This window comes from Enterobacter sp. MALB-1 (genome assembly GCF_041021625.1).
GTDB lineage: Bacteria > Pseudomonadota > Gammaproteobacteria > Enterobacterales > Enterobacteriaceae > Enterobacter > Enterobacter oligotrophicus.
In genome coordinates, this window is record NZ_JBDPJL010000001.1 from 1,560,128 (window position 1) to 1,583,699 (window position 23,572).

22 protein-coding genes and 1 tRNA gene are annotated in these 23,572 nt (G+C 53.0%); 10 read left to right on the forward strand and 13 right to left on the reverse strand.

The genetic code is table 11. The features are described 5' to 3' along the window. Nucleotides 1-140: 140 nt before the first annotated feature. Nucleotides 141-1,577: a magnesium transporter gene (gene mgtE / locus ABGB15_RS07460; protein WP_369064150.1), complete on the forward strand. Its 1,437-nt coding sequence runs from the start codon at nucleotides 141-143 to the stop codon at nucleotides 1,575-1,577. On the opposite strand, the gene ABGB15_RS07465 is transcribed toward mgtE, so the two are convergent. Continuing rightward, on the reverse strand, nucleotides 1,540-2,829 hold the full coding sequence (locus ABGB15_RS07465) for a SulP family inorganic anion transporter (RefSeq protein ID WP_215722382.1): 1,290 nt from the start codon (nucleotides 2,827-2,829) through the stop codon (nucleotides 1,540-1,542). The two genes, mgtE and ABGB15_RS07465, sit on opposite strands and share 38 nt — an antisense overlap. A gap of 186 nt (nucleotides 2,830-3,015) precedes the next feature. Between ABGB15_RS07465 and mqo the strand changes: the two genes are divergently transcribed. Beyond that, nucleotides 3,016-4,665: a malate dehydrogenase (quinone) gene (gene mqo / locus ABGB15_RS07470; protein ID WP_215722381.1), complete on the forward strand. Its 1,650-nt coding sequence runs from the start codon at nucleotides 3,016-3,018 to the stop codon at nucleotides 4,663-4,665. 91 nt (nucleotides 4,666-4,756) lie between these two features. Here the strand turns inward: mqo and eco are convergent, their stop codons facing one another. Then, nucleotides 4,757-5,266 (reverse strand): serine protease inhibitor ecotin, encoded by a 510-nt coding sequence (gene eco / locus ABGB15_RS07475; RefSeq protein WP_215722380.1) that lies wholly within the window; start codon nucleotides 5,264-5,266, stop codon nucleotides 4,757-4,759. A 204-nt stretch (nucleotides 5,267-5,470) separates the two neighbouring features. On the opposite strand from eco, the gene ABGB15_RS07480 reads away from it, so the two are divergent. Together ABGB15_RS07480 and ABGB15_RS07485 are read left to right on the forward strand one after the other, a co-directional pair. Further along, nucleotides 5,471-5,731 carry a DUF2534 family protein gene (locus ABGB15_RS07480; RefSeq protein ID WP_215722379.1) on the forward strand — a complete coding sequence of 87 codons (261 nt, stop codon included), beginning with the start codon at nucleotides 5,471-5,473 and terminating at the stop codon, nucleotides 5,729-5,731. Between the two features lie 124 nt (nucleotides 5,732-5,855). Next, complete coding sequence (locus ABGB15_RS07485; RefSeq protein ID WP_215722378.1) at nucleotides 5,856-7,043, forward strand: MFS transporter; 1,188 nt, start codon at nucleotides 5,856-5,858, stop codon at nucleotides 7,041-7,043. A 135-nt stretch (nucleotides 7,044-7,178) separates the two neighbouring features. On the opposite strand, the gene ABGB15_RS07490 is transcribed toward ABGB15_RS07485, so the two are convergent. After that, a complete protein-coding gene (locus tag ABGB15_RS07490; RefSeq protein WP_215722377.1) occupies nucleotides 7,179-8,120 on the reverse strand; it encodes an MBL fold metallo-hydrolase in 942 nt (313 codons plus the stop codon). A 134-nt stretch (nucleotides 8,121-8,254) separates the two neighbouring features. Here ABGB15_RS07490 and ABGB15_RS07495 point away from each other — a divergent pair, with 134 nt between their 5' ends. Continuing rightward, a complete protein-coding gene (locus tag ABGB15_RS07495) occupies nucleotides 8,255-9,154 on the forward strand; it encodes an AraC family transcriptional regulator (protein ID WP_215722376.1) in 900 nt (299 codons plus the stop codon). A gap of 46 nt (nucleotides 9,155-9,200) precedes the next feature. Here ABGB15_RS07495 and ABGB15_RS07500 read toward each other — a convergent pair whose 3' ends face one another. From ABGB15_RS07500 to ABGB15_RS07525, 6 genes are all read right to left on the reverse strand, one after another. After that, a complete protein-coding gene (locus ABGB15_RS07500; protein ID WP_215722375.1) occupies nucleotides 9,201-10,406 on the reverse strand; it encodes an NAD(P)/FAD-dependent oxidoreductase in 1,206 nt (401 codons plus the stop codon). Between the two features lie 129 nt (nucleotides 10,407-10,535). Then, a complete protein-coding gene (locus ABGB15_RS07505) occupies nucleotides 10,536-11,288 on the reverse strand; it encodes a glucose 1-dehydrogenase (protein ID WP_152081661.1) in 753 nt (250 codons plus the stop codon). A gap of 29 nt (nucleotides 11,289-11,317) precedes the next feature. Next, a complete protein-coding gene (locus tag ABGB15_RS07510; RefSeq protein ID WP_215722374.1) occupies nucleotides 11,318-11,665 on the reverse strand; it encodes a MerR family transcriptional regulator in 348 nt (115 codons plus the stop codon). 273 nt (nucleotides 11,666-11,938) lie between these two features. Further along, nucleotides 11,939-12,015 (reverse strand) — tRNA-Pro (locus ABGB15_RS07515). 73 nt (nucleotides 12,016-12,088) lie between these two features. Further along, nucleotides 12,089-13,849, reverse strand: a complete 1,761-nt coding sequence (gene yejM, locus ABGB15_RS07520) for an LPS biosynthesis-modulating metalloenzyme YejM (RefSeq protein WP_152081660.1) — start codon at nucleotides 13,847-13,849, stop codon at nucleotides 12,089-12,091. Nucleotides 13,850-13,868: 19 nt separating this feature from the next. Further along, on the reverse strand, nucleotides 13,869-14,096 hold the full coding sequence (locus ABGB15_RS07525) for a YejL family protein (RefSeq protein WP_063450346.1): 228 nt from the start codon (nucleotides 14,094-14,096) through the stop codon (nucleotides 13,869-13,871). A 134-nt stretch (nucleotides 14,097-14,230) separates the two neighbouring features. On the opposite strand from ABGB15_RS07525, the gene yejK reads away from it, so the two are divergent. Further along, nucleotides 14,231-15,238 (forward strand): nucleoid-associated protein YejK, encoded by a 1,008-nt coding sequence (gene yejK / locus ABGB15_RS07530; RefSeq protein WP_017693031.1) that lies wholly within the window; start codon nucleotides 14,231-14,233, stop codon nucleotides 15,236-15,238. Between the two features lie 51 nt (nucleotides 15,239-15,289). Here the strand turns inward: yejK and rplY are convergent, their stop codons facing one another. Next, nucleotides 15,290-15,574: a 50S ribosomal protein L25 gene (gene rplY / locus ABGB15_RS07535; RefSeq protein ID WP_148419877.1), complete on the reverse strand. Its 285-nt coding sequence runs from the start codon at nucleotides 15,572-15,574 to the stop codon at nucleotides 15,290-15,292. 127 nt (nucleotides 15,575-15,701) lie between these two features. Continuing rightward, complete coding sequence (locus ABGB15_RS07540; RefSeq protein ID WP_215722373.1) at nucleotides 15,702-16,535, reverse strand: helix-turn-helix transcriptional regulator; 834 nt, start codon at nucleotides 16,533-16,535, stop codon at nucleotides 15,702-15,704. Between the two features lie 98 nt (nucleotides 16,536-16,633). Between ABGB15_RS07540 and ABGB15_RS07545 the strand changes: the two genes are divergently transcribed. Continuing rightward, nucleotides 16,634-17,533 carry an SDR family oxidoreductase gene (locus ABGB15_RS07545; RefSeq protein ID WP_215722372.1) on the forward strand — a complete coding sequence of 300 codons (900 nt, stop codon included), beginning with the start codon at nucleotides 16,634-16,636 and terminating at the stop codon, nucleotides 17,531-17,533. On the opposite strand, the gene ABGB15_RS07550 is transcribed toward ABGB15_RS07545, so the two are convergent. Then, nucleotides 17,530-19,287 carry a DEAD/DEAH box helicase gene (locus ABGB15_RS07550; protein WP_215722371.1) on the reverse strand — a complete coding sequence of 586 codons (1,758 nt, stop codon included), beginning with the start codon at nucleotides 19,285-19,287 and terminating at the stop codon, nucleotides 17,530-17,532. The two genes, ABGB15_RS07545 and ABGB15_RS07550, sit on opposite strands and share 4 nt — an antisense overlap. Nucleotides 19,288-19,435: 148 nt before the next feature. Here ABGB15_RS07550 and rsuA point away from each other — a divergent pair, with 148 nt between their 5' ends. The 3 genes from rsuA to ABGB15_RS07565 all read left to right on the forward strand — a co-directional run bounded on the left by rsuA (nucleotide 19,436) and on the right by ABGB15_RS07565 (nucleotide 21,979). After that, nucleotides 19,436-20,143, forward strand: a complete 708-nt coding sequence (rsuA, locus tag ABGB15_RS07555) for a 16S rRNA pseudouridine(516) synthase RsuA (RefSeq protein ID WP_152081655.1) — start codon at nucleotides 19,436-19,438, stop codon at nucleotides 20,141-20,143. A gap of 15 nt (nucleotides 20,144-20,158) precedes the next feature. Then, nucleotides 20,159-21,355, forward strand: coding sequence for a Bcr/CflA family multidrug efflux MFS transporter (locus tag ABGB15_RS07560; protein WP_152081654.1), 1,197 nt, complete (start codon nucleotides 20,159-20,161; stop codon nucleotides 21,353-21,355). Between the two features lie 279 nt (nucleotides 21,356-21,634). Then, nucleotides 21,635-21,979: a YejG family protein gene (locus ABGB15_RS07565; protein ID WP_152081653.1), complete on the forward strand. Its 345-nt coding sequence runs from the start codon at nucleotides 21,635-21,637 to the stop codon at nucleotides 21,977-21,979. A gap of 3 nt (nucleotides 21,980-21,982) precedes the next feature. Here the strand turns inward: ABGB15_RS07565 and yejF are convergent, their stop codons facing one another. After that, nucleotides 21,983-23,572: a microcin C ABC transporter ATP-binding protein YejF gene (yejF, locus tag ABGB15_RS07570; RefSeq protein ID WP_215722370.1), complete on the reverse strand. Its 1,590-nt coding sequence runs from the start codon at nucleotides 23,570-23,572 to the stop codon at nucleotides 21,983-21,985.

A 23,572-nucleotide genomic window follows, 5' to 3' on the forward strand; every position in this document is an offset into this window, starting at 1 on the left:
GCCCGTGCAAGCGTAGCGCCGCCGGGCACAATGATTTGCACGATATGCCGCTTTTTTATTCATCCCGCCCCGTTGTTTATTCTTATTTACATATCTCCGCGCTATGCTTGATGTCATCTCATTTTATGGATTTATGATTGATGTCGTTATTAAGCAAAAACAGCGCAAGGCTGCGCGACCAGGAGCGTGCGCGGCTCATCTGGCTCCTGACGACCGATAAAGCGGTCACGTCTGCGTTATTGGGCAAATTGACCCTGGCTGAGCAATATGATGTCGGCACGTTATCCGACGATATTGCTGAGGTAGGTGCGCTGGTCGCCCATTTACCGCCGCCGGATCTGGCGGATACTCTCGAAGCGCTTCCCTCGGAAGAACGCCATGCGCTGTGGCGGCTGGTGCAGGATCAGGAGCGCGGACAGGTGCTGCTTGAAGCATCCGAAAACGTCTGGGACGACCTCATTGATGAGATGAGTGACCGGGATATCCTTGATGCCCTGCAAACGCTGGATATCGACGAACAGATTTACCTTGTTCAGCACCTGCCGCGAAACCTGACTGGCCGCCTGCTGGCCTCGCTGCCTGCGGATGAACGGGCACGTGTGCGCCAGGTCATGCACTACGAGAAAAACAGCGTCGGCGCGATCATGGAGTTCGGCGTCATCATGGTGCGGCCGGACGTCACGCTTGGCACGGTACAGCGCTACCTGCGCCGCCTGGGAAGTATGCCGGACAACACCGACAAACTGTTTGTCACTTCGCGAGATAAAACCCTGCTCGGCGAGCTGGAGCTAAAAACGATCCTGCTGAACAGCACCCAGCGGCGGGTGAGTGAGGTGATGGAAACCGAGCCAATGGTCTTTTCCCCGGAAGATGACGCGGAAAAAGCGGCGCGTACCTTCGAACGTGATGACCTCGTGAGCGCGGCGGTCGTGGATTCTGTCGGCAAACTGATGGGGCGTCTGACCATCGATGAGATCGTTGACGTGGTTTATGAAGAGACTGACAACGATCTGCGTGCACTCGGTGGGATCAGTGCTGAAGATGATGTTCACGCTTCCGTTGGTAAGGCGGTCAAAACTCGCTGGGCGTGGCTGGCCATTAACCTGTGTACTGCGTTTATTGCTTCACGCGTTATTGATGGCTTTGAACACACCATTTCGCAACTGGTGGCGTTAGCCTCCCTGATGCCGATTGTGGCCGGCATTGGCGGCAACACCGGTAACCAGACCATCACCATGATCGTCCGCGCGCTGGCGCTGGAAAATATCCAGCCGGGTAACTTTTCGTGGCTGATTTTCAGAGAGATGGGTGTGGCGCTGATTAACGGCCTGGTGGGGGGCGGTATTATGGGCGGTATCACCTGGTGGCTGTACGATGATATGGCACTGGGTGGGGTGATGATGCTGGCGATGGTGCTGAATTTACTGGTCGCGGCGATGATGGGCGTCATCATCCCGCTGACGATGACCAGACTGGGACGCGACCCCGCGGTGGGGTCGAGCGTGATGATCACCGCCATCACCGATACCGGCGGTTTCTTTATTTTTCTTGGGCTGGCGACGATTTTTCTTCTGTAACCCGCCGCTTAATGCGGGCGGGAAGCAGTGCCATGACGATAATCCCGCCCAGCACGCCGATTGCCAGATTACCGGTTGAAACCGTTGCGGCTACGGTGACCAGCATCACGACTGTTTCAGCAATGGGCGCGCTTTTCACCGTCGCAGGCTGAAGGCTGTGCCAGCTGAACGTTTTGATCGCGACGATCGCCATGATGCCGGCCAGCACGGCCATCGGGATTTTGGCCATTACCTCGCTCAGTGCCGTCACCAGCACCAGCAGCACAATGCCTGCCGCGACGGTTGAAATACGGCTACGGCCTCTTCCCATCTCCACGTTGACGATGGTTTGCCCAATCATCGCGCAGCCTGCAATACCACCGTAAAAACCGGCCAGGATATTGCCGACGCCCAGCCCGATGCTTTCGCGGCGTTTGCTCGACGGCGTCACGGTCAATTCATCCACCAGTTTTGCTGTCAGTAGTGATTCCAGCAGGCCGACGAAAGCAATACTCAGTGCGCACGGCCAGATAATGCTCAGCGTCGCCATATTGAGCGGCACAAGGAGCTGAGTCAGCCCTGGCAGGCCGCCGCTCATCGAACCTTCATCACCCACGGTTGGCAGAATTTGCCCGCTGGTGACGGTGAACAGAGTAAGCACCACAATCGCGATAAGCGGAGAGGGGATGCTTTTGATATAGCGCGGCACCCACAGAACAATCAGCAGCGTCAGCACAAACAGGCCAATAATCAGCGGGTTTTTGCTCCAGAAATGGGGCACCTGCGCAAAGAAAATCAAAATACCGAGAGCGTTAACAAAGCCGGTCATCACTGACTGAGGGATAAAGCGCATCAGCCGCGCCATGCCAAGTGCGCCGAAGAGAATTTGGATCATACCCGCCATGATCACGGCTGGCAGAATGTACTGCACGCCGTGCTGCTGCACCATCGGACCAATCACCAGCGCAACAGAACCCGCGGCAGCGGTCACCATCGCCGGGCGGCCTCCGAGCACGGAGAGGGAGAGACAAAGCACGACGGAGGCGATCAGGCTCACCTTCGGGTCAACGCCCGCGACCACGGAAAACGAAATGACTTCAGGGATGAGTGCAAGGGCAGTAATCACACCTGCCAGCGTTTCGCGCATCAGACGTTCTGGTGAACGTAAAACAGTGGCGACACGGCCTTCATGGGATACAGACGAGTGGGGTAATGACATAACAATTCGCAAGTAGGGGCAGGCTTCCGTGCGCGCGATCACAAAGTGCAGCATAGTAGCCAGAAAATCCCGCTATTACCAGCTGCCAGCGTAATTCCCTACAAACAATCCATCATTAAATTTCACAATTACAATAATTTCGTAACCTTTAAACAATATTTAAAAGTTGCTACCGTTCCCCCGCAGCTTTTTTCACCTGCACTTTCCATGCATCACGCACTATTAACTAAGGCATAAATTATGAAAAAAATGACTGCCATGCTCTTTTCTCTGGCCGTGGGGCTGAACACTGTCTCAATGGCGGTGAAAGCAGACACACCAAAAGAGCAGGAAACGGACGTCCTTTTAATTGGTGGCGGTATCATGAGCGCCACGCTGGGAACTTACCTTCACGAATTACAGCCGGACTGGTCGATGACCATGGTTGAGCGCCTCGATGGTGCGGCTCAGGAGAGCTCTAACGGCTGGAACAACGCCGGCACCGGGCATTCGGCACTGATGGAACTGAACTATACGCCACAGAAAAAGGACGGTTCCATTAGTATCGAAAAAGCGGTCGAGATCAACGAAGCGTTCCAGATCTCACGCCAGTTCTGGTCACACCAGGTGAACAGCGGTGTGTTACACGATCCGCACTCCTTCATTAACACCGTGCCGCACATGAGCTTTGTGTGGGGCGATCAGAACGTCAACTTCCTGCGTGCACGCTACGCTGCTCTGCAGCAGAGCACTTTGTTCCGCGGCATGAAATACTCTGAAGATCATGCGCAGATCAAAGAGTGGGCACCGCTGGTAATGGAAGGCCGTGACCCAAATCAGAAAGTAGCGGCGACACGCACTGAAATCGGTACTGACGTCAACTACGGTGAAATTACCCGTCAGCTGGTGGGTTCTCTGCAGAAGAAAGAGAACTTTAACCTGCAGCTCAACACTGAAGTGCGTGGCTTCAAACGCAACGCGGATAACAGCTGGAGCGTGACCGTTGCCGACCTGAAAAACAACGAAGCTGAGCACATCATCAAGGCGAAATTTGTCTTTATCGGTGCGGGCGGCGCGGCGCTGAAGCTGCTGCAGGAGTCTGGTATTCCTGAAGCGGACGACTACGCGGGCTTCCCGGTCGGCGGCCAGTTCCTGGTGTCAGAAAACCCGGACGTGGTGAACCGCCATCTGGCGAAAGTGTACGGTCAGGCTTCTGTGGGCGCGCCGCCGATGTCTGTTCCGCACATCGATACCCGTATGCTGGACGGTAAACGCGTGGTGCTGTTCGGGCCGTTCGCGACGTTCTCCACCAAGTTCCTGAAAAATGGCTCCCTGTGGGACCTGCTCAGTGCCACTACAACGTCTAACGTCAAGCCAATGATGGATGTGGGGCTGGATAACTTCGATCTGGTGAAGTACCTGATTAGTCAGGTGATGCTCTCCGATGAAGAACGTTTTGAAGCACTGAAAGAGTACTATCCGCAGGCGAAGAAAGAGGACTGGCGTCTGTGGCAGGCGGGCCAGCGTGTGCAGATTATCAAACGCGATCCGAAAGAGGGCGGCGTGCTGCGTCTGGGCACTGAAGTGGTGAGCGATAAAGAGGGCACTATTGCCGCACTGCTGGGCGCTTCACCGGGTGCATCCACTGCTGCGCCAATCATGCTGCACCTGATGGAAAAAGTGTTCAAAGATAAAGTCGCGAGCCCGGAATGGCAGGCGAAGCTGAAAACCATTATTCCATCCTACGGTACTAAGCTGAACGGTAACGTGGCGGCGACGGAGCAAGAGCTGGAATACACCAGCCGCGTTCTGCAACTGCAATATGTGAAACCGCAGGCTGCGGATGCTGCGCCAAAAGCGGAGCTGAAGCCTCAGAAGGAAAACAAACCGGTGGCGGATATCGCGCTGTAAAATAAAAAAGCCGGGTGGTGCTGATGCTTACCCGGCTTACGTTCGGTGTTGTTTTGTAGGTCGGGTAAGGCGAAGCCGTCACCCGACTTTTTTAACGTACTACCGCTGGACTGACAGTCTCATCTGCCTGCCACACGCGATATTTCACCTCTACGTTTTCAGGCGTATATACCACGATCGGCAGCTTGCTGTTGTAGCGCAGCAGACTGTTATCTCCCAGATACGCAGTCACAAATTTTTTCTCTTTCTTGCCGTCCGGGCAGGCCATCATGGTAGAGACCGGCGACGTCACTTTATCAAAGACGTAGTAGTCATAGCCCCAGCCTTCCAGCGTTTTGCTTTCCAGCTGGCCGCCCAGACGGTGCTGGTTGCAGTCTACTTCCAGCGTCTGCCCGATTAGCAGTTCAACTTTAAAGTTGGCTTCATTCTGCTGAGCCGGCAACTGAATAACCTGACGCTTCATTCCTTTATCCGCTTGTGGATAGGGGGCTACTTTTTCCAGTGGCTGCTCTTTTGAAGAGTCGCTCGCAAAAGCACTGGCGCTGACGCAGGCTGCGGCGATCAGGGCGATAGCAAATTTAGGTGCGTTTTTCACAGTCATTCCTTTATGTCAAAACGATCCTCACCACATTACCATAACGTAGATGAATGATTGGATTGATTTACCTACATTTTCAAAATGACTAGTGGAATGCACTGCGTTATTGCTTTGTTTGTGGTTGTTAATGCTGTCATGGAGTCAGGCGGGCGATCGTGTTATTTTAAGCGCTAAATAATGTTAGCCATCTGTAAAGGGAAGAGAGACATGATTCGCGCAAAACTGAAAACAGCTGAAGGCCGTAAGTTCTTACTGGCGCTGCTGGTTGTATTTATGATTGCCGCTGCGTGCGTCGGGCGGGCAACCATTGTCGGCGTCATCGAACAGTACAACATTCCTCTTTCTGACTGGACGACCAGCATGTTTGTGCTGCAGTCAGCGATGATCTTCGTTTACAGCCTGGTGTTTACCGTTCTGCTTGCCATTCCGCTGGGGATTTTCTTCCTGGGGAGCCGTGAAAAGCACTAAGCATTCATTTGCGATAATGAAGCCAGCCTGCGGGCTGGCTTTTTTATGTCTGATGATATTTATTCGCATTTCCAGGATATTCTGTGTCGAACGATGATGTTCGTCAAACAGCAGGAGATGCTCAATGTTATCCCGATTTGCAACGCTCAGCCGGATCCCGAAGGGCGTCTGGGTTGTGGGTGGGGTCAGTATGCTGATGGATATCTCCTCGGAGATCATTCACAGCCTGCTGCCGCTGTTTATGGTCACGACGCTGGGAGCCAGCGTGCTTTTCATCGGGCTGGTTGAAGGTCTGGCTGAAGCCACCGCGCTGTTTATCAAGGTATTTTCCGGCGCAATCAGTGACTATCTGGGCAAACGTAAAGGGCTGGCGGTACTGGGCTACGGCCTTGGCGCATTGAGTAAACCGTTGTTCGCGCTCGCCTCGTCTTCAGGTATGATTCTGGGGGCACGCTTAATCGACCGGGTAGGGAAGGGGATCCGAGGTGCGCCGCGTGATGCGTTGGTCGCTGACGTTACGCCACCGGAACTTCGCGGCGCGGCTTTTGGTTTGCGTCAGTCGATGGACACCCTCGGCGCATTTCTCGGGCCGCTGCTGGCCGTAGGCTTAATGCTGCTGTGGAACGATGATTTTCGTACTATTTTCTGGATTGCGGTGATCCCCGGCGTCTTCGCCGTTGCACTGCTTTTCTTCGGCCTGCATGAGCCGAAAAAACCTGTCGAACATAAACGAACGAATCCCATCAAAAAAGAGAACCTCAGACGCCTCGGGAAAGGCTGCTGGTGGGTCATTGGCCTGGGTACCATCTTCACGCTCGCCCGTTTCAGTGAAGCCTTTCTTGTGCTCCGCGCACAGCAGTCTGGGATGCCGCTGGCGCTGATCCCGCTGGTGATGGTGGCCATGAATCTGCTCTATTTCCTGTCTGCCTATCCGTTTGGCAAGCTATCCGACACGATGAGCCACGCCCGGCTACTGCAGTGGGGGCTGGTAGTGCTGATTGGAGCGGATATAGTGCTGGCGCTGAGTTCCCACTGGGCAGGCATTCTTTTAGGCGTTGCACTTTGGGGAATGCATATGGGGATGACGCAGGGGCTGCTGGCGGCAATGATTGCTAAAACGGCACCTGCGGATCTGCGCGGTACGGCCTACGGCATTTTTAGTCTGCTCAGCGGCGTGGGATTGTTAGTCGCCAGCCTGGGAGCCGGGGCAATATGGGAAACGTTAGGCGCGGAATATACGTTTTATGCCGGAGCGGTGATTTGTCTGGCCACGCTGATCTATCTGTGCAAAACGCCGGATGAAGTAAAATAAAAAAACCAGCCGTAAGAGGCTGGTTTTCAATAGTTCTGCCCAGGGGGATAAGCCTATTTTTTTCTCAAACTTCTGAGCGTAGGCGAACAGCCTGAAAGATAATGCGACCTTCTACCGGACAGGGTTAACCCTATTTCAGTATCTCCAGTGGCCCGGCACCCAACGGAAGGTATCTCCATCAATGGCGACATGGCACACAGACGGGAAGGAGAGGTGTGTTGCCACAAGAGATTCCCGGTTGGCGGCGAGTTCCCGTAAGAGTTGAATCCGTACGCGAGCAGCTTCTTCGGGATAATGGTCGAAGCCATTGAACCAGTCAGGATGCTGGAAGCCGACCGGAAATACCGCATCGCCAGCGAATGTTAAGCGTTCACCACGTGATGCCAGACGGACTACGCTATGACCTGGCGTATGACCGCCAATACGCGTAATGAGAACGCCAGGAGCCAACTCACTCTGGTTCTCGAAAGTTTGCAACTGGCCCTTGTATTCCTGTAAGAACCGTGTCGCCGTTTTCCTGAGTGCTTCCGGGAAGCCCGTGGGCATGGATACCTGGGAAAAATCGGGCGACTCCCAGAAGTTAACTTCAGCCTCTGCCACATGAATACGAAGATCAGGACGCAAACGTTCTTTTACACCTTTGATAAGCAACCCCCCTATATGGTCCATATGCAGATGGGTGATCGCCACGTCAGTGATGGATGCGAGATTAATACCGGCAGATTCCAGCCGCTGAACTGTCCGTCCGGCTCGTGGCAGGTCAGGGAAGGCGGCACCCATACCTGCATCGATGAGGATCGTTCTGTCACCGCTTTTTACCACCACAACATTAAGAGCCCAGTCGAGTTCGTCGTAGGGTAAAAACATCTCTTTAAACCAGGCTGATCTCACGGAAGGATCGGCATTATGGCCCAGCATTGGGCCCGGTAAAGACAGAACACCATCACTGACAACAAGCACTTCAATGTCGCCGATCTTTAGCGGGTAACGCGATGGGACTAATTCTGGTTCAGAATGAGAAACGGACACGCGATCATCTGCAGGCATCGGCTCTGCCGCAGTTTTAGATAATTCCATAATACCTCCTGACAACAGATATAGACTCCCGGCTATCGTGGTGATAACGCGGACGGATTTATGGCAAGTGGGTTAACGTTTTAAACTTCACCTATACTCTGGAGACTATTTACACTGGCGTTGCGGGCATTATCATGAATAATCATGAGGTTATACTTAAAGATACCGTCAAGGAGATGACCCGAGTATTAAAAAATCAGCCAGAATTAAGCATGACTAGCAGCAATCCCTTGTCTGTAAACTGTTATCGATGGCCACATGGGCCGCTGCACGAAACTATTGCCCCAATGGATCAACACGTTATCATCGCGCACTTCGGCAATATGCAAACCGTTGAGCGAAGAACAGGACATCAGGTGGTAAGAGATACCATCAGAGAAGGCACCATTACGACTATTCCGCGTGGCAGTTCGTCACGCTGGGATATGCCTGGCACCGTTGATGTGATTCATTTTTACATTCCTGATCAAACGTTCAACGATCTGTTATTACAAATAGATGCCCCCCTAACGGAACTCCTGTTCCGCACCGCTTATTTTGATGATACAACCGCAAAAATAATTTCAGCTCTTCATGATACCCTTTCAGATAACAATAAAATCACTCATCTCCTTTGCGAACATTTAATGCTGGCGCTGGTACTTCAACTGATACAGAATCATTCCCCTGTTAAGACACCTGTCCAACAGGCCAACTATTTTCTGTCCCCACGCGTCCTTAAAAATTCGCTGGAAATCCTGGATAGCAGCCCGATAGGGGAGGTGACTATTCAGGCTCTGGCAGCGGAGCAGGGTATGTCATCTGCACATTTTTGCCGGGCGTTTAAAAACAGTACCGGTCTTACGCCTTATGGCTGGCTCAAACAGCGTGTAATGGAACGTGCTTTTTTACAATTACAATCCACCAATAAGCAGGTTTCTGAAATTGCACTGGAAAGCGGCTACAACTCGCAAAATGCATTTACCAGTGCATTCAGAAAAATGACGGGGTTAACTCCCAGTCAGTGGCGTAAAAAGAGCCATGATGCAAAATGAAGTCCAGGAAAATAACCTCAATGCAGTGCATCAAGGACGTTGTAATTTACGGCACAATAATATAATCGGGATTGGCGACAGAGAACATTTTCTCCCGATCGGGCTCAGGGGGATAAATCCACAAGGTATTAATTTCCTGCTTAATTTTTTTAGCCTCCTCGCCCTGATACATCACCTGATGATCCCAGCCTTCAGTATAAACGGCTCCCCATTTGCCAAGATCGAGGCAGGTAACGTATTTAGGCTGGCTGTAGGGATGCAATGGCAACTCCAGCAGTTCAGCCGCCGCGTTGTGTCCAGCCACGCGCCCCAGGCTCATGGCATGTTGACAGGACATTACATTGTAATTGCCATCATTATCAGTAGGCACCTTCACCGTGTCTCCGGTAACAAAGATACCGTGGGCTTCGGGGGCGCGTAAAAAAGAATCGCCGATCACGCGTCCCAGCGAATCGTGTTCACCAGGAATGAACCGGGTTAATGGACTTGCACGCATTCCGGCGGTCCAGATGACCGTTTTACTGGGAATAAACTCACCGTTCGATAGCGTGACGCCATTCGCCTCGATGGATGACACTCTTACGCCTGTGCGTACTGCAATTCCGCTGCTGGCCAGTGCCTGATTGATAATCTCACAGGCATCCTCTCCCATTGCCTGCCCAATTTTGGGCGCATTATCAACGATGATGACCTGCGGCTGACTTTCCGCGCCAAACAGTGTATTCAAACGTTCCGGCATCTCTGTTACGGTTTCCAGACCCGTTAAGCCTCCCCCTGCAACCACGACGGTATTCCGTGCCTGCGAATCAGGTTCTGCTGCCAGCGACTGTAAATGCGCATCAAGTTCGCGGGCTTTTTCCAGCGAATTGACATCAAAACTATACTCTTTCAACCCTTTCAATTCTGGATGAAAGACCTGGCTTCCCGCCGCCAGCACAAAACTGTCAAAATTAACTCGGGTCTCTTCATCTGGCTTTTGGACGGTAATCGTTTTATTTTGTGTATCAATATCAATAACCCGTCCACGAATATATTTCACATTCGCCGCCTTAAGCACGTCAAGAATCGACGGGGCCATCTTTTCAAGAACGGCCTCATAAAGCCTTGGACGTATGGTTAACTTTGGTTCAGGCGAGACAAGAAATATATCAACCTGATTGTCAGCATTGTTTAAGTGTATAAGTCTGGCCGCGGAGATGGCCGCCCACATACCTGCAAAACCTGCACCGGCAATAATAATACGTTTATTCATATAAATACCTTTAATAAACACTGGATAGTGATGGGCCCTTCATGGCAATAAATATAGAGATAATCAGAAAAAAGAACTTCATCAAAATTGATGTCTTTTAATCATATTTGATATTATTTTTGATCCCGGTTAAATCTGCCCCATCCCGCCATCCACACAGAGGTCAATTCCCGATATAAAACGGCTTTCATCTGAGGCAAGGAAAAGCGCAGCGGCAGCAACTTCTTCTGGTTTGCCAAACCGCCCGGCAGGTATATGGCTCGCAACGTTCGTATTAAACAATTCACGGTCTGCCTCAGAAATGCCCATTTTGCTGATGATTGGCGTGGCGATGGGGCCAGGACTTATGCAGTTAACACGGATACTTCGGTTTTTAAGATCCGCTGTCCAGCTTCGTGCGAAAGAACGTAACGCAGCTTTTGTCGCTGCATAGATATTGTGTCCGTCAAGGCCCTTGTAGTGAGCAATAGATGAGGTCAATATAATCGACCCGCCTTGTGGCATCAGCGGTAGAGCCCTTTGTACGGTAAAAAAAGTTCCTTTCACATTAATATTAAACTGGTTATCAAAGTCGCTTTCGGTCGAGTCCTGAAAATCAGAAAGCAAGATAATCCCTGCATTGGCAAAGACAATATCCAGTTTACCGAAGCGTTTTTCGATGGTTGAAAAAACAGCCTCTTGATTATTTAAATCACTAATATCTGATTGTATTGCAATGGCATTCTTATCCCCCAGCTCACGCATGGCCTGGTTCAGCGTATTTTCATCTCTTCCGGTAATGATGACTTTGGCACCTTCATTAATAAATCTTTTTGCTGTTGCCAGCCCAATGCCGCTGCTGCCTCCGGTAATTAAGGCAACCTTATTTTCTAAACGTTTCATATTTCATCTCTTTCCGATAAAAATATTCATCATTCGTAAGAATGTATCCGTGCAGCGAGTGCGTTTCGACGTTCGTTGAGTAACTCAATCAGCGTATCCAGTGCTTGTAGCTTATTCCGGTGCTGTTCCAGGCACATAATAAAACGGTCATCGTCCATATCGCTGATCTGAGAGAACTTTTCCAGCTCAGCTATCTGCCTGGTACTGAATCCACATTTAATTAACGAGATTACCCACTTCACTTTTTCCGCTTCCTTCGGATCATAATCACGATATCCATTATTTAGTCGCCGTGAACGGATGAGCCCTTTCGATTCATAATGACGCAGAACTCTGTTGCTTACTCCGGTGAGTTTTGCCAGATCGGATGGTCGCATACTCTTCTCCTCGCTGTAGTGGTAATCTACAAGATTGACACTAGTGTCAATGTAAAGCGAACGGGGATGTTAAATATGTAATAAAATATTTCAGAGAACGAATGCATAGGGTGGTAGTAAAGCGCTGGCGGCCTCTAACCGATGTATATCGTTATCGGAAAGCCCTATATCTGGCACGGAGCGGGAAAGCGCAGGGAGGATGACGTCCAAAGCGGTAGCGATTCATAAGGATAAAAAAAACCAGCCCTAACAGGCTGGTTTTTAATGTGTTTTTGGTCGGCACGAGAGGATTTGAACCTCCGACCCCCGACACCCCATGACGGTGCGCTACCAGGCTGCGCTACGTGCCGACGCATAAAAGGAATACTACCCGTTTCCTTGCTGAATGCAAGGGGAAGCCGACGCTAACTGGTTTATAATTAATCAGTTAGCGATAAACCGCTTCTCATCCGTCAGAACCTGAAGGAGCAGGCTTAATTGCGGTTTCTGATCTTTCAGCTTCTCGCCCTGCAGATTATAGGTCTGATAGTTCCCGTTGCTGTTCAACACCAGCGTCAGTTCTGGCGTGGTCACCGCCAGCGTGTTACCCCCGGCAGCCGTCACCCAGTTATGACGACGCGTCGCACTAAACAGATCCTGTCCCTGCGAGTATTCGTTCGCCGGTGTGCTCACGTGCAGCAGACGTTGCATCAGCGTGGTCATAACATCTTTATGGTCGGTGAGCATATTAATGCGCTGCGCAGGCGTTCCCGGCCAGTGAATAACCAGCGGCACATGCAGATTTGGACGCGACCAGTCCATGTTCTTCGCCTCATCACCTAACGGTACGCCGTGACCCGCAGTGATAATCACCACGGTATTCTCCAGCTTACCGGATGCGCGCAAGGCAGTGAGTACGCGCGCAATCTGCGCGTCGACATCACCCGCAGCGCGGGAGTAGCGGCGCGTAAAGCCTTTCTGATTACTGTCATCAAGCGTTGTGCCATTAAAGGCAACCCAGGAGAACCAGCGGTTATCTTCCTGGGCGTAGCGCTGCAGCCAGTTAATCCACTGGTTCGCGGTTTGCGCATCGGACTGGCTCTGCGCCGCAGGCAATGAGAAATCAGACAACAATGCCTGACGATACAACGAACTATTGAAGCCGTCTGACGCGAACAGACCTAACTGATATCCCTGCTGGTTCAGCCCGGTTATCAGCGCCGCAGGAATACGTGCAGACAGAACGCCGTCCATATAGCCCGACGAGATCCCATAAAACAGACCGAAAATACCCGCATCGGTAGCGTTACCGGAGCTCATATGCTGAGTAAAGGTGACATTATTCTCGCCAAATTCGGCCAGCGCAGGCATCTGTTTTTCGTAGCGCGAATAGTTAAGGCCATCAACGGTGATAAGCAGGACGTTCTGCCCGCGACCCATATCACGATAGCGCAACTCGCTGAGCGGATACTGTACGCTGACGGCTTCCGGATTCCCTTGCTCGACCAGACGACGCTGATATTCCTGAGCATCCAGCAGGCCGTGTTTCTCAAGGAAACGGCGTGCCGTCATAGGGTATGAGAGCGGCAGGTTGGCGCGCTGCATGGTAATTGGGCGATAGAAGTTCGCATCTGCCCAGATGTACATCAGGTGCGAACCAATAAATGAAATGAAAAAGAGCGCTGCGACAGGCTTCGCGTAATGGCGGCGTCGGGTCAGGCTGCGGAGCTTTTGCCAGCTCCACGTAGCAAACAGCATCTCAATCAACAGGATCACCGGGACGCTGATAAACATCAGCTGCCAGTCCCGCGCGGTCTCGTTTTGATCCGGGTTAATCACCAGTTCCCAGACGATAGGGTTAAGGTGCAGGTGGAATCGGGTAAAGACTTCGCTGTCGATAAGCAGCAGCGTCATACCGGCTGTCGCGAGGATCGCTGACAGGAACCGCATTAAACGCTGCGACATGACGATAAACGTCAAGGGGAACAGAATCAGCAGATAGGTGGCAAATACCAGAAAACTAAAGTGACCGACAACGCTCATCCAGGAGTAAATACGCCCGGTTAACGTGGTAGGCCAGTCCGCCACAAACAGATAACGGCAGCCAATCACCATCGCCAACAGAATGTTGAACAGGGCAAACCAGTGCCCCCAGCTGACCATCTGGGAGACTTTTTCGCGGTAGCGCTGACGATTTGTCACCATAAACTGTTATTCGTTTCCCTTAATGGGCCTGGTCGTCACTCACAGAGGACTGCAGAGCCTGGGCGAAAGATTTGGCAATCGCCTGACGCTGAGCCGGAGCAACGCTGGTATTGATAAGGTTGGTGACCATATTTCCCAGAACCATCAGGGAGAGATCGGTCGGCGTTTTATGTTTTTCCAGTACGTTGACCAGCTCACCGAGCAATTGTTCAACGTGTTCGTCACTGTAGCGGGAATGTTGTGGCATAAATCAAAATCAGTTTGTTGATGAAAGGGCAACATATTACCGTAGCAACAGCTTTTTTTCCCCTTTTTTATCTCTTGTTGCACACATGCGTTGGTGGTGGTTGAATACCGCCCGGTCTAAAAGGAGAGTTTATCATGAGTCTGGAAATCAACCAGATTGCCTTGCACCAGCTTATCAAGCGTGATGAGCAAACCCTTGAAGTGGTGCTGCGCGATTCGTTACTGGAACCAACGCCTACCGTTGTTGAGATGATGGCAGAGCTGCACCGCGTCTACAGCGCGAAAAATAAAGCCTATGGCCTGTTCAGTGAAGAGAGCGAGCTGGCAGACAGCCTGCGCCTGCAGCGTCAGGGCGAAGAAGATTTCCTGGCATTCAGCCGCGCCGCCACCGGGCGTCTGCGCGACGAGCTGGCGAAATATCCGTTTGCCGATGGCGGTATTGTTCTGTTTTGCCACTATCGCTACCTGGCGGTAGAGTATTTGCTGGTCACCGTGCTGAACAACTTAAGCAGTATGCGCGTAAACGAACAGCTGGATATCAGCTCCACGCACTATCTGGATATTAACCATGCGGATATCGTGGCGCGTATTGATTTGACCGAGTGGGAAACCAATCCGGAATCAACCCGCTACCTGACCTTCCTGAAAGGTCGCGTGGGGCGCAAAGTGGCCGATTTCTTTATGGACTTCCTCGGTGCCAGTGAAGGGCTGAACGCTAAAGCGCAGAACAAAGGTTTGCTGCAGGCGGTCGACGACTTCACGGCAGAAGCGCAGCTTGATAAATCTGAACGCCAGACCGTGCGTCAGCAGGTTTACAGCTACTGCAACGAGCAATTGCAGGCCGGTGAGGAAATTGAGCTGGAGTCGCTGTCAAAAGAGCTGGCGGGCGTCAGCGAAGTCAGCTTCCAGGAATTCACCGCAGAGAAAGGCTATGAGCTTGAAGAGAGCTTCCCGGCGGATCGCAGTACGCTGCGCCAGCTCACCAAATTCGCCGGTAGCGGCGGCGGGTTAACGATTAACTTTGATGCCATGCTGCTGGGGGAACGTATTTTCTGGGACCCGGCCACCGACACGCTGACCATTAAAGGCACGCCGCCAAACCTGCGCGATCAGCTGCAGCGTCGTACCTCTGGCGGGAAATAACTGCCATAAAAAAACCCCGCAGAAGCGGGGTTTTTCTCGACAGGTTTGCGATTACGCGCGAACGAAGTCGATGTGAGTCAGTTTTGGCTTGAACGCGTGACGCTGAACAGCCTGAACTTTCACTTTTTCTTCTTTACCGCCAACAACGATGGTCAGAACTTCGCTGTAGAATTCAGCTTTGTTCTGCATGTTCCACACTTTGTCGTGATCCAGTTCGATAGCAACTGGAGCAGCTTCGCCACCGTAAACGATAGCCGGGAACTTGTTAGCGTTACGCAGGCGGCGGCTCGCACCCTTACCCTGCACGTTACGTACTTCTGCTTCGATAGTGAACATTGATTTCTCTCTGTATTTAAAACCCTACTACAGGCGACCCAGCAGCAGGTGAGTGTTCTGCTTTGCGGATGCAAAAGCGGGCGGCATTATAGCCCCCAATCTCCCGCAGGGCAATCAAAACGTATGGCTAGACAGCCGGATGCGCGTTAAGCCACTGCCGGATACGCTGCTGGCTTTCATCATCCGCCGGATTGAAAACCATCATGGTTAAATCTGGTCGCCCCTCAATGATGAAGGTTGAAAACTCCAGCGCAATATCATCCAGTTGCGGATGACGAAGATGTTTTACCCCCTCCGCATGTCCGGCGACATCGTTGCGGCTCCACAACGCGGCAAATTCCGGGCTGGTGAGTGAAAGTTCTTCGATAAGCTGTTCTGTGTTGTGAAATTTCCCCGCACGGGCAACATCGGCACGAAACGCGTTAACGACTACACTTGCCACGCTTTCCCACTCTTTCTGGATAGATCGCGCCCGGCTGTCGCTAAACATCAGTCGCAGAATATTGCGTTTCTCGCGGGGCAGGGCACCGTAATCGGTGAGTACCACCGCGGCTGCACGGTTCCAGGCAATCACATCCCATGCAACATTCTTAATAATGGCAGGGCTATCCGGCATTGCGTCCAGTACGCGCTGCAGACGCGGCGTAATGGAATCTGGCCCACGAAAATGATTTTCGGGAGGATGTCCGAATGCAAGGATAAAGAGATGCTCCCGCTCAGGGGCGGTTAAGCGTAGTCCTGAGGCGATGCGATTAAGCACCTCCTTCGACGGTGCACCACCGCGACCCTGTTCAAGCCATGTGTACCAGGTCGGGCTGATATTGGCCAGTTGCGCGACCTCTTCGCGACGTAAACCTGGCGTGCGGCGACGTCCGGTTAAAAAACCAAAAGAGGCAGGATCAAGGCGCAATCGGCAGGCCTTAAGAAATTCACCGGGCGCATTATGCTTTTCATCAGTCATGGTTAGCCTGTTAATTCTTATACCACGATAATCTCACTACTTTTATAGTATCAGGAGAGAGCGTTAACGTACCTGTGACATTTATCAGGAGGTACGTTATGCGTCTTTTTTTAACCGGAGCGACGGGATTTATCGGTTCACGTATTGCTGAAGAACTTAAGCGTAATGGGCACCAGGTGATTGGCCTTGCGCGATCGCAGGAAAGTGCAGAACGGTTACGTGAGGCAGGTATTGAGATCCACCACGGTACGATTGATGAACCCGATACCCTTTTGCCTGCTGTGGAACGTGCAGATGCGGTGATCCATACCGCGTTTGATCATGATTTCAGCCGCTTTGTGGCTAACTGTGAGAAAGATAGCCGGGTGATCGCCACGCTAAGCTCTGCGCTTGCGGGGTCTGCCCGGCCATTGATCATTACCTCCGGGACCGGTATGGGCGATCCGGAAAACGGGCAGCCTGCGACGGAGTCGATTTTTAACCGCAACCATCCTAACCCGCGTATTGCCTCTGAACTGGCGGGAAACGCGGCTCTCGAAAAAGGCGTGGATGTTCGCGTGGTGCGCCTGCCACAGGTTCATGACACGCGTCGGCAGGGGCTGATCTCTTATTACATCCAGCTCTGTCGCGAAAAAGGCAGCGCAGCCTGGATTGAAGAGGGGATGAATAGCTGGTCAGCGGCTCATGTGAATGACGTGGCCCGGCTGTATTGCCTCGTGCTGGAAAAGGGGACGCGCGGGGAACGCTATCATGCCGTTGCTGAGGAAGCTATCGCGTCCAGAATGATTGCGCAGACCGTTGCGGCTGGCATGGGGCTACCGACGCTCTCCTTGTCAAAAGAAGAGGCCGCAGACTACTTTGGCTGGTTTGCCGCTTTCGCAACGCTGGATCTTCGCGCCAGTGGAGCCTGGACACAAAAACGTCTGGGATGGCAGCCCGCCGGACCCGGCCTGATTGACGATCTGAGCGTCATGAATTACGGCGACATACCTCACTAGCGCAGTTCGTTCGCCCGGCGAAAACGGCCTTCGTAGTCAAAGACCTTTTCCCGTACCTGCCAGAACTGGCCTTTCTTACGCGCCACCACGAAATCAGGGTGGCGCAGTAATAGCTGTTGATGCACGATATCCGCAACGGTTATCCAGCGTAGCGGCACGCCTGGTGTGCGGGTATGTGGGCGGATAAAGAGCTGCTCGAAAGCCGTTCTCTGGGCAGGCGTTTGTACCCTGAACCGTTCGCTAACGTCTGCACCGTCCTCGTCGTAATAGGTAATCTTCAGCCACTCGCCTTTTTCATCCGCGCCGGGCTGCAGCGCCATGCCGGAACAGCGCAGCACCAGCGCATCTTTCAGCTTCAGCGCCGCTTTCAGCATGTCGTCCGGGTCGACCAGCACCGTGTCGCACGCCCGGCAACGGCGGGCGGCTATGTCGTTTTCGGCGTTACAGTGCGGGCAGTTTTTAAAACGGAAACGGAAATCACACTGTTCGCGATGCCCTTCATCGTCTTCAAACCAGCCCTGACAGCGGCGGCCAAAGTGTTCAATCAGCGTACCGTCGGCGGTGGTTTTGCCCCAGAAGGTGTTAGCAAACCCACAGGCGGGACAAAACACCTGAACGGGGACGTTGTCACTTTTGCCTTTCGGCGTGCCAACTTCAGGAGAGTAGAGATCGTGCGGGTTACCCGCGTAATCCAGAATCAGGCAGTCCGTTTTCCCTGGAGCCAGCCGCAGGCCGCGCCCGACAATCTGCTGATAAAGGCTGACGGATTCGGTTGGGCGCAGAATAGCAATCAGGTCGACGTGAGGGGCGTCAAAGCCGGTGGTTAACACCGAGACATTCACCAGATAGCGAAACTGTTGCGCTTTAAAAGCGTCAATCAGCGCGTCGCGCTCCGGGCCGGGCGTTTCGCCGGTGATCAGCGCCGCGTCGTCAGCGGGTAATAAGCCGGTGATTTCTCGTGCGTGTTCAACGGTGGCAGCAAAAATCATCACGCCTTTGCGCGTCTGCGCAAACTCTTCGATCTGGCTGATGATGTGCGGCGTGATGCGCTGCTGTTTTTTCAACTCCTGATTAAGGTCCGCTTCACTGAATAAGCCGTTGCTTTGCGCCTGCAGACGGCTGAAGTCGTACTGCACCACCGGCATATCCAGGCGCTCCGGGGGCGTCAGGTAGCCATGCTTAATCATGTAGCGCAGTGGAAGCTCATAAATACAGTCGCTGAACAGCGCCTTCTCGTCTCCGCGCACCATGCCGTGATAATGGAAGCGATAAATCCAGCCTTTACCCAGGCGAAAGGGCGTGGCCGTCAGGCCGAGCAGGCGTAAGTGAGGGTTCACCTCTTTCAGGTGGGTGAGGATTTGCTGATACTGGCTGTCGTCGTCATCGCTGATACGGTGGCACTCGTCGACAATCAGCAATGAGAACTCGCTGCGAAACTGTTCCAGATTGCGGGCAACCGACTGCACGCTGCCAAACACCACTTTGCCGTGGCTCTCTTTACGTTTTAGTCCGGCGGCAAAAATATCAGCCTCCAGCCCAAGCGCACAATATTTGGCGTGGTTTTGCGCCACCAGCTCTTTAACATGCGCCAGTACCAGCACGCGTCCACGTGCCAGGCGTGCCAGTTCGGCGATCACCAGGCTTTTGCCTGCACCGGTCGGGAGCACAATTGCCGCCGGTTCCCGGTGTTTACGGAACCAGGCGAGGGTCGCGTCGACGGCTTCCTGCTGATAGGGACGAAGTGTAAAAGTCATGGGTTCTCGGTTTAGTTATTTCGCATATAGTATGCCACGAAACTTTTTCCCTTGAGTGACGCAACCAGACCATTATACTGAACCGTTCCTGACTGCTTCTTTTTCGGGCGTTGCCCGCTTCCAGCACCATTAAGGCTAAAAAGATTTCATGCGACTTGATAAGTTTATCGCTCAGCAACTCGGCGTAAGCCGCGCTATTGCCGGGCGTGAAATTCGCGCCAGCCGCGTTACCGTGGATGGCGACATTGTGAAAGACACCGCGTTCAAACTCCAGCCTGAGCATCAGGTTGAGTATGACGGCAACCCGCTGACCCAGCAGCATGGCCCGCGTTACTTCATGCTTAACAAACCGGAAGGGTACGTCTGCTCAACGGACGACCCGGATCACCCGACAGTCCTCTATTTTCTCGACGAGCCGGTTGCACACAAACTGCACGCGGCAGGACGTCTGGATATCGATACCACCGGTCTGGTGCTGATGACCGATGATGGCCAATGGTCGCATCGCATTACGTCTCCACGTCATCACTGCGAGAAAACCTATCTGGTCACGCTGGAATCGCCGGTATCGGATGATACGGCTGCGCAATTCGCTAAAGGCGTTCAGTTGCACAATGAAAAAGATCTGACCAAACCGGCGGTGCTTGAGGTTATCACGCCGACGGAAGTCCGTCTGACCATCAGCGAAGGGCGCTACCACCAGGTAAAACGTATGTTTGCCGCAGTGGGTAACCACGTTACAGGTCTGCATCGTGAACGTATTGGTGCGATTGAACTCGATCCAGACCTGGAGCCTGGCGAATATCGCCCGCTGACAGAAGAAGAGATCGCCAGCGTTGGTCTGACTTCACGCTAATTTCAGGAGAACTCTGTGACCACCAGGCCACACTCGTCGTTCAAAATCGTCTTTATCCTTGGCCTGCTGGCCATGTTGATGCCGCTGTCTATCGATATGTATTTGCCTGCACTGCCGGTGATCTCCGCGCAGTTTGGCGTCCCGGCGGGCAGCGCGCAGATGACGCTCAGCACCTATATTCTCGGTTTCGCTATTGGTCAGCTATTGTACGGCCCGATGGCCGACAGCCTCGGCCGTAAACCGGTTATTCTGGGCGGTACGCTGGTCTTTGCTGGAGCAGCAGTAGCCTGTGCGCTGGCGCAGAGTATCGATCAACTGATCGTTATGCGTTTCTTCCACGGTCTGGCGGCGGCAGCGGCGAGCGTGGTGATAAACGCCCTGATGCGTGATGTTTACCCGAAGGAAGAGTTCTCTCGCATGATGTCGTTTGTCATGTTAGTGACAACCATTGCGCCGCTGGTGGCACCGATGGTCGGCGGTGCCGTACTGGTGTGGTTCAGCTGGCATGCGATTTTCTGGATACTGGCGATTGCAGCTCTGCTGGCGTCGGCAATGATCTTCTTCTTTATTGATGAGACGCTGCCCGTCGAACGCCGACAAAAATTCCACATTCGTACCACCATGGGGAACTTCGCCTCGCTGTTTCGCCATAAGCGCGTGTTGAGCTACATGCTGGCGAGCGGCTTCAGCTTTGCCGGGATGTTCTCCTTCCTCAGCGCGGGGCCGTTTGTCTACATTGAACTGAACCACGTTTCGCCTCAGCACTTTGGCTACTACTTTGCGCTGAATATCGTGTTCCTGTTTGTCATGACCATCATTAACAGCCGCTTTGTGCGCAGAGTCGGGGCGATCAACATGTTTCGTGCCGGGCTGTGGGTCCAGTTTGTGATGGCTATCTGGCTGGTCGTGAGCGCGTTTTTCGGTGTGGGCTTCTGGGCTCTGGTGGTGGGCGTTGCGGCGTTTGTCGGCTGTGTGTCGATGGTTTCATCCAATGCGATGGCGGTGATCCTCGACGAGTTCCCGCACATGGCGGGAACCGCTTCATCGCTGGCGGGGACGTTCCGCTTCGGGATTGGTGCGATCGTTGGCGCGCTGCTTTCTATGGCGACCTTTAACACGGCCTGGCCGATGCTATGGGCGATTGCATTCTGCGCAACCAGCTCCATTCTCTTCTATCTTTACGCCAGTCGGCCGCGAAAAGCGGCTAACTAAAGAACACCTGAGGCCCGAATCGGGCCTTTTTGTTGATACATATCAACCAAACCTCCGTTCGTTTACCCTGTGTTTGTTTCTTTTATGTAAAATCTATTTGTGTAAAAAGTCACATCATTGTATTTAAAAAGGTTGAGTTAGATCGCAGAAACGGGTACATATAGCGCCGACGCGAACCTGTAACGCCTGTAAAAAAGCCCTTCATAGTGCAGGTTAGCGATGATGTGTTACTATAAATGTAAATAAATTGTGAAGTAAATTTGCTTCCGGGGAACGAACGTGAATACATTACAACTCTCCATTGTCCATCGCTTGCCACAGAGCTATCGCTGGTCGGCGGGTTTTGCAGGTTCGAAGGTTGAACCGATTCCGCAAAGCGCTCCAGGTTGCGAAAATTGTCTGGTCGCGCTCAAGCTGCTGAGCCCGAGCGATGAAGATGCGTGGCCAGTAATGGAGCGCCTCAGCCAGGCGCTGACGGATATTGAAGTGGACAGCTCCGTGCTGGAGTGTGAAGGCGAGCCTTGCCTGTTTGTGAACAGCCAGGACGAGTTCGCTGCGACCTGCCGTCTGAAAAACTTTGGCGTAGCAATTGCTGAGCCGTTCTCTGGTCAATATCCTTTCTGAGCGCTAGCCGGATGTTAATAGCTGGCGCGTGTAATTCTGCGTCGGTGCAGCGAATACGCGCTGGCACTCACCCTGCTCGACTACCTCTCCCTGCCGTAACACAATCACCTGATGACACAAAGCGCGTACCACCTGGAGATCGTGGCTGATAAAGATATAGGCCAGCCGGTGTTTCGCCTGTAGCCCTTTTAATAGCGCCAGGATTTGCGCCTGGACGGTTCTGTCCAGTGACGAGGTCGGTTCATCCAGTATGATTAACTCTGGTTTCAGGATCAGCGCACGGGCAATGGCAATGCGCTGACGCTGTCCGCCGGAAAATTCGGCAGGGTAGCGGTGCCGCGTGTCGGGATCTAAACCCACTTCCACCATCACCCGCATCACTTCCTCTTCGCGCTGCTGGGCCGTGAGCGCCGGGCGGTGTACTCGTAGCCCCTCTTCAACAATCTGCAAAACGCTGAGCCGTGGATTGAGCGAGGAGTTTGGGTCCTGAAATACGACCTGCATGCGCGGGCGCACGGGAAGCATCTGGCGGCGATCCCAACTGTGCAGAGGCAAATCATCGAAAAGAATGTGCCCTTGTGAGGCAATTAAGCGCAGCAACGCCAGACCGGTCGTGCTTTTGCCCGATCCTGACTCGCCTACCAGCCCGAGTGATTCGCCGGGACGCAGGGTAAAGCTGATATTTTTCAGAACCGGGTTCTGATCAACGACGCGGCGAAAAATACCTTTGCGGATAGGAAACGAAACGGCCAGATCTTCAACGCGCAGCAACGGCGTACTGTTTTCAGACAAAGGCACTGGATCGCCAGACGGTTCACTGTCGAGCAAACGCCGCGTATACGGGTGCTGAGGGGCGCTCAGCAAGGGGGCCGCTCTGTTTTGTTCAACGCATTGCCCGTTTTGCATGACGGCCACGCTGTCCGCCAGTTTCCTGACGATGCTCAGGTTATGGGTGATGAACAGCAGGCTCATGTTGAGCTCATCGCGCAACTCGCGCAGCAACTGCAGGATCTGCGCCTGCACGGTGACGTCCAGTGCTGTTGTAGGTTCATCGGCAATCAACAGTTCAGGGCGTGTGAGCAGCGCCATCGCAATCATTACGCGCTGGCGCTCACCGCCGGAAAGCTGGTGTGGGAAATCACTCAGCCGCTTTGCTGCATTGCGTATGCCGGTACGTTCAAGACAATCCAGTATTTCGCCCCGTGCCGCCTCTTTGCGCATACCCCGGTGCAAGGAAAGCACTTCGTAGAGCTGCTTCTCAAGGGTATGCAGCGGGTTGAGCGATACCATCGGCTCCTGGAAAATCATGGCAATCTTATTGCCGCGGACCCCGCGCAGAGTCTGTTCGTCGGCATGAAGCAGTGAACTGCCGTGAAAAAGAATATCCCCTTGCGGATAACTGACCGGCGGGGAAGGGAGCAGGCGAAGCACGGAGAGCGCCGAGACGCTCTTGCCGGAGCCAGATTCACCCACCAGCGCCAGCGTTTCGCCGCGCTGGATCTGCAGCGATAAATCATTGACCACCGTGCGCGTCTCACCCTGCTTCGAAAAGGCAATGGACAGATTTTCAATACTGAGAAGGGGTTGCGTCAT

Bases quoted from the DNA above. Each gene is read 5' to 3' on its own strand.
- mgtE (WP_369064150.1), top strand. From the start codon at position 141: ATGTCGTTATTAAGCAAAAACAGCGCAAGGCTGCGCGACCAGGAGCGT.
- ABGB15_RS07465 (WP_215722382.1), bottom strand. From the start codon at position 2,829: ATGCTGCACTTTGTGATCGCGCGCACGGAAGCCTGCCCCTACTTGCGA.
- mqo (WP_215722381.1), top strand. From the start codon at position 3,016: ATGAAAAAAATGACTGCCATGCTCTTTTCTCTGGCCGTGGGGCTGAAC.
- eco (WP_215722380.1), bottom strand. From the start codon at position 5,266: ATGACTGTGAAAAACGCACCTAAATTTGCTATCGCCCTGATCGCCGCA.
- ABGB15_RS07480 (WP_215722379.1), top strand. From the start codon at position 5,471: ATGATTCGCGCAAAACTGAAAACAGCTGAAGGCCGTAAGTTCTTACTG.
- ABGB15_RS07485 (WP_215722378.1), top strand. From the start codon at position 5,856: ATGTTATCCCGATTTGCAACGCTCAGCCGGATCCCGAAGGGCGTCTGG.
- ABGB15_RS07490 (WP_215722377.1), bottom strand. From the start codon at position 8,120: ATGGAATTATCTAAAACTGCGGCAGAGCCGATGCCTGCAGATGATCGC.
- ABGB15_RS07495 (WP_215722376.1), top strand. From the start codon at position 8,255: ATGAATAATCATGAGGTTATACTTAAAGATACCGTCAAGGAGATGACC.
- ABGB15_RS07500 (WP_215722375.1), bottom strand. From the start codon at position 10,406: ATGAATAAACGTATTATTATTGCCGGTGCAGGTTTTGCAGGTATGTGG.
- ABGB15_RS07505 (WP_152081661.1), bottom strand. From the start codon at position 11,288: ATGAAACGTTTAGAAAATAAGGTTGCCTTAATTACCGGAGGCAGCAGC.
- ABGB15_RS07510 (WP_215722374.1), bottom strand. From the start codon at position 11,665: ATGCGACCATCCGATCTGGCAAAACTCACCGGAGTAAGCAACAGAGTT.
- yejM (WP_152081660.1), bottom strand. From the start codon at position 13,849: ATGGTGACAAATCGTCAGCGCTACCGCGAAAAAGTCTCCCAGATGGTC.
- ABGB15_RS07525 (WP_063450346.1), bottom strand. From the start codon at position 14,096: ATGCCACAACATTCCCGCTACAGTGACGAACACGTTGAACAATTGCTC.
- yejK (WP_017693031.1), top strand. From the start codon at position 14,231: ATGAGTCTGGAAATCAACCAGATTGCCTTGCACCAGCTTATCAAGCGT.
- rplY (WP_148419877.1), bottom strand. From the start codon at position 15,574: ATGTTCACTATCGAAGCAGAAGTACGTAACGTGCAGGGTAAGGGTGCG.
- ABGB15_RS07540 (WP_215722373.1), bottom strand. From the start codon at position 16,535: ATGACTGATGAAAAGCATAATGCGCCCGGTGAATTTCTTAAGGCCTGC.
- ABGB15_RS07545 (WP_215722372.1), top strand. From the start codon at position 16,634: ATGCGTCTTTTTTTAACCGGAGCGACGGGATTTATCGGTTCACGTATT.
- ABGB15_RS07550 (WP_215722371.1), bottom strand. From the start codon at position 19,287: ATGACTTTTACACTTCGTCCCTATCAGCAGGAAGCCGTCGACGCGACC.
- rsuA (WP_152081655.1), top strand. From the start codon at position 19,436: ATGCGACTTGATAAGTTTATCGCTCAGCAACTCGGCGTAAGCCGCGCT.
- yejF (WP_215722370.1), bottom strand. From the start codon at position 23,572: ATGACGCAACCCCTTCTCAGTATTGAAAATCTGTCCATTGCCTTTTCG.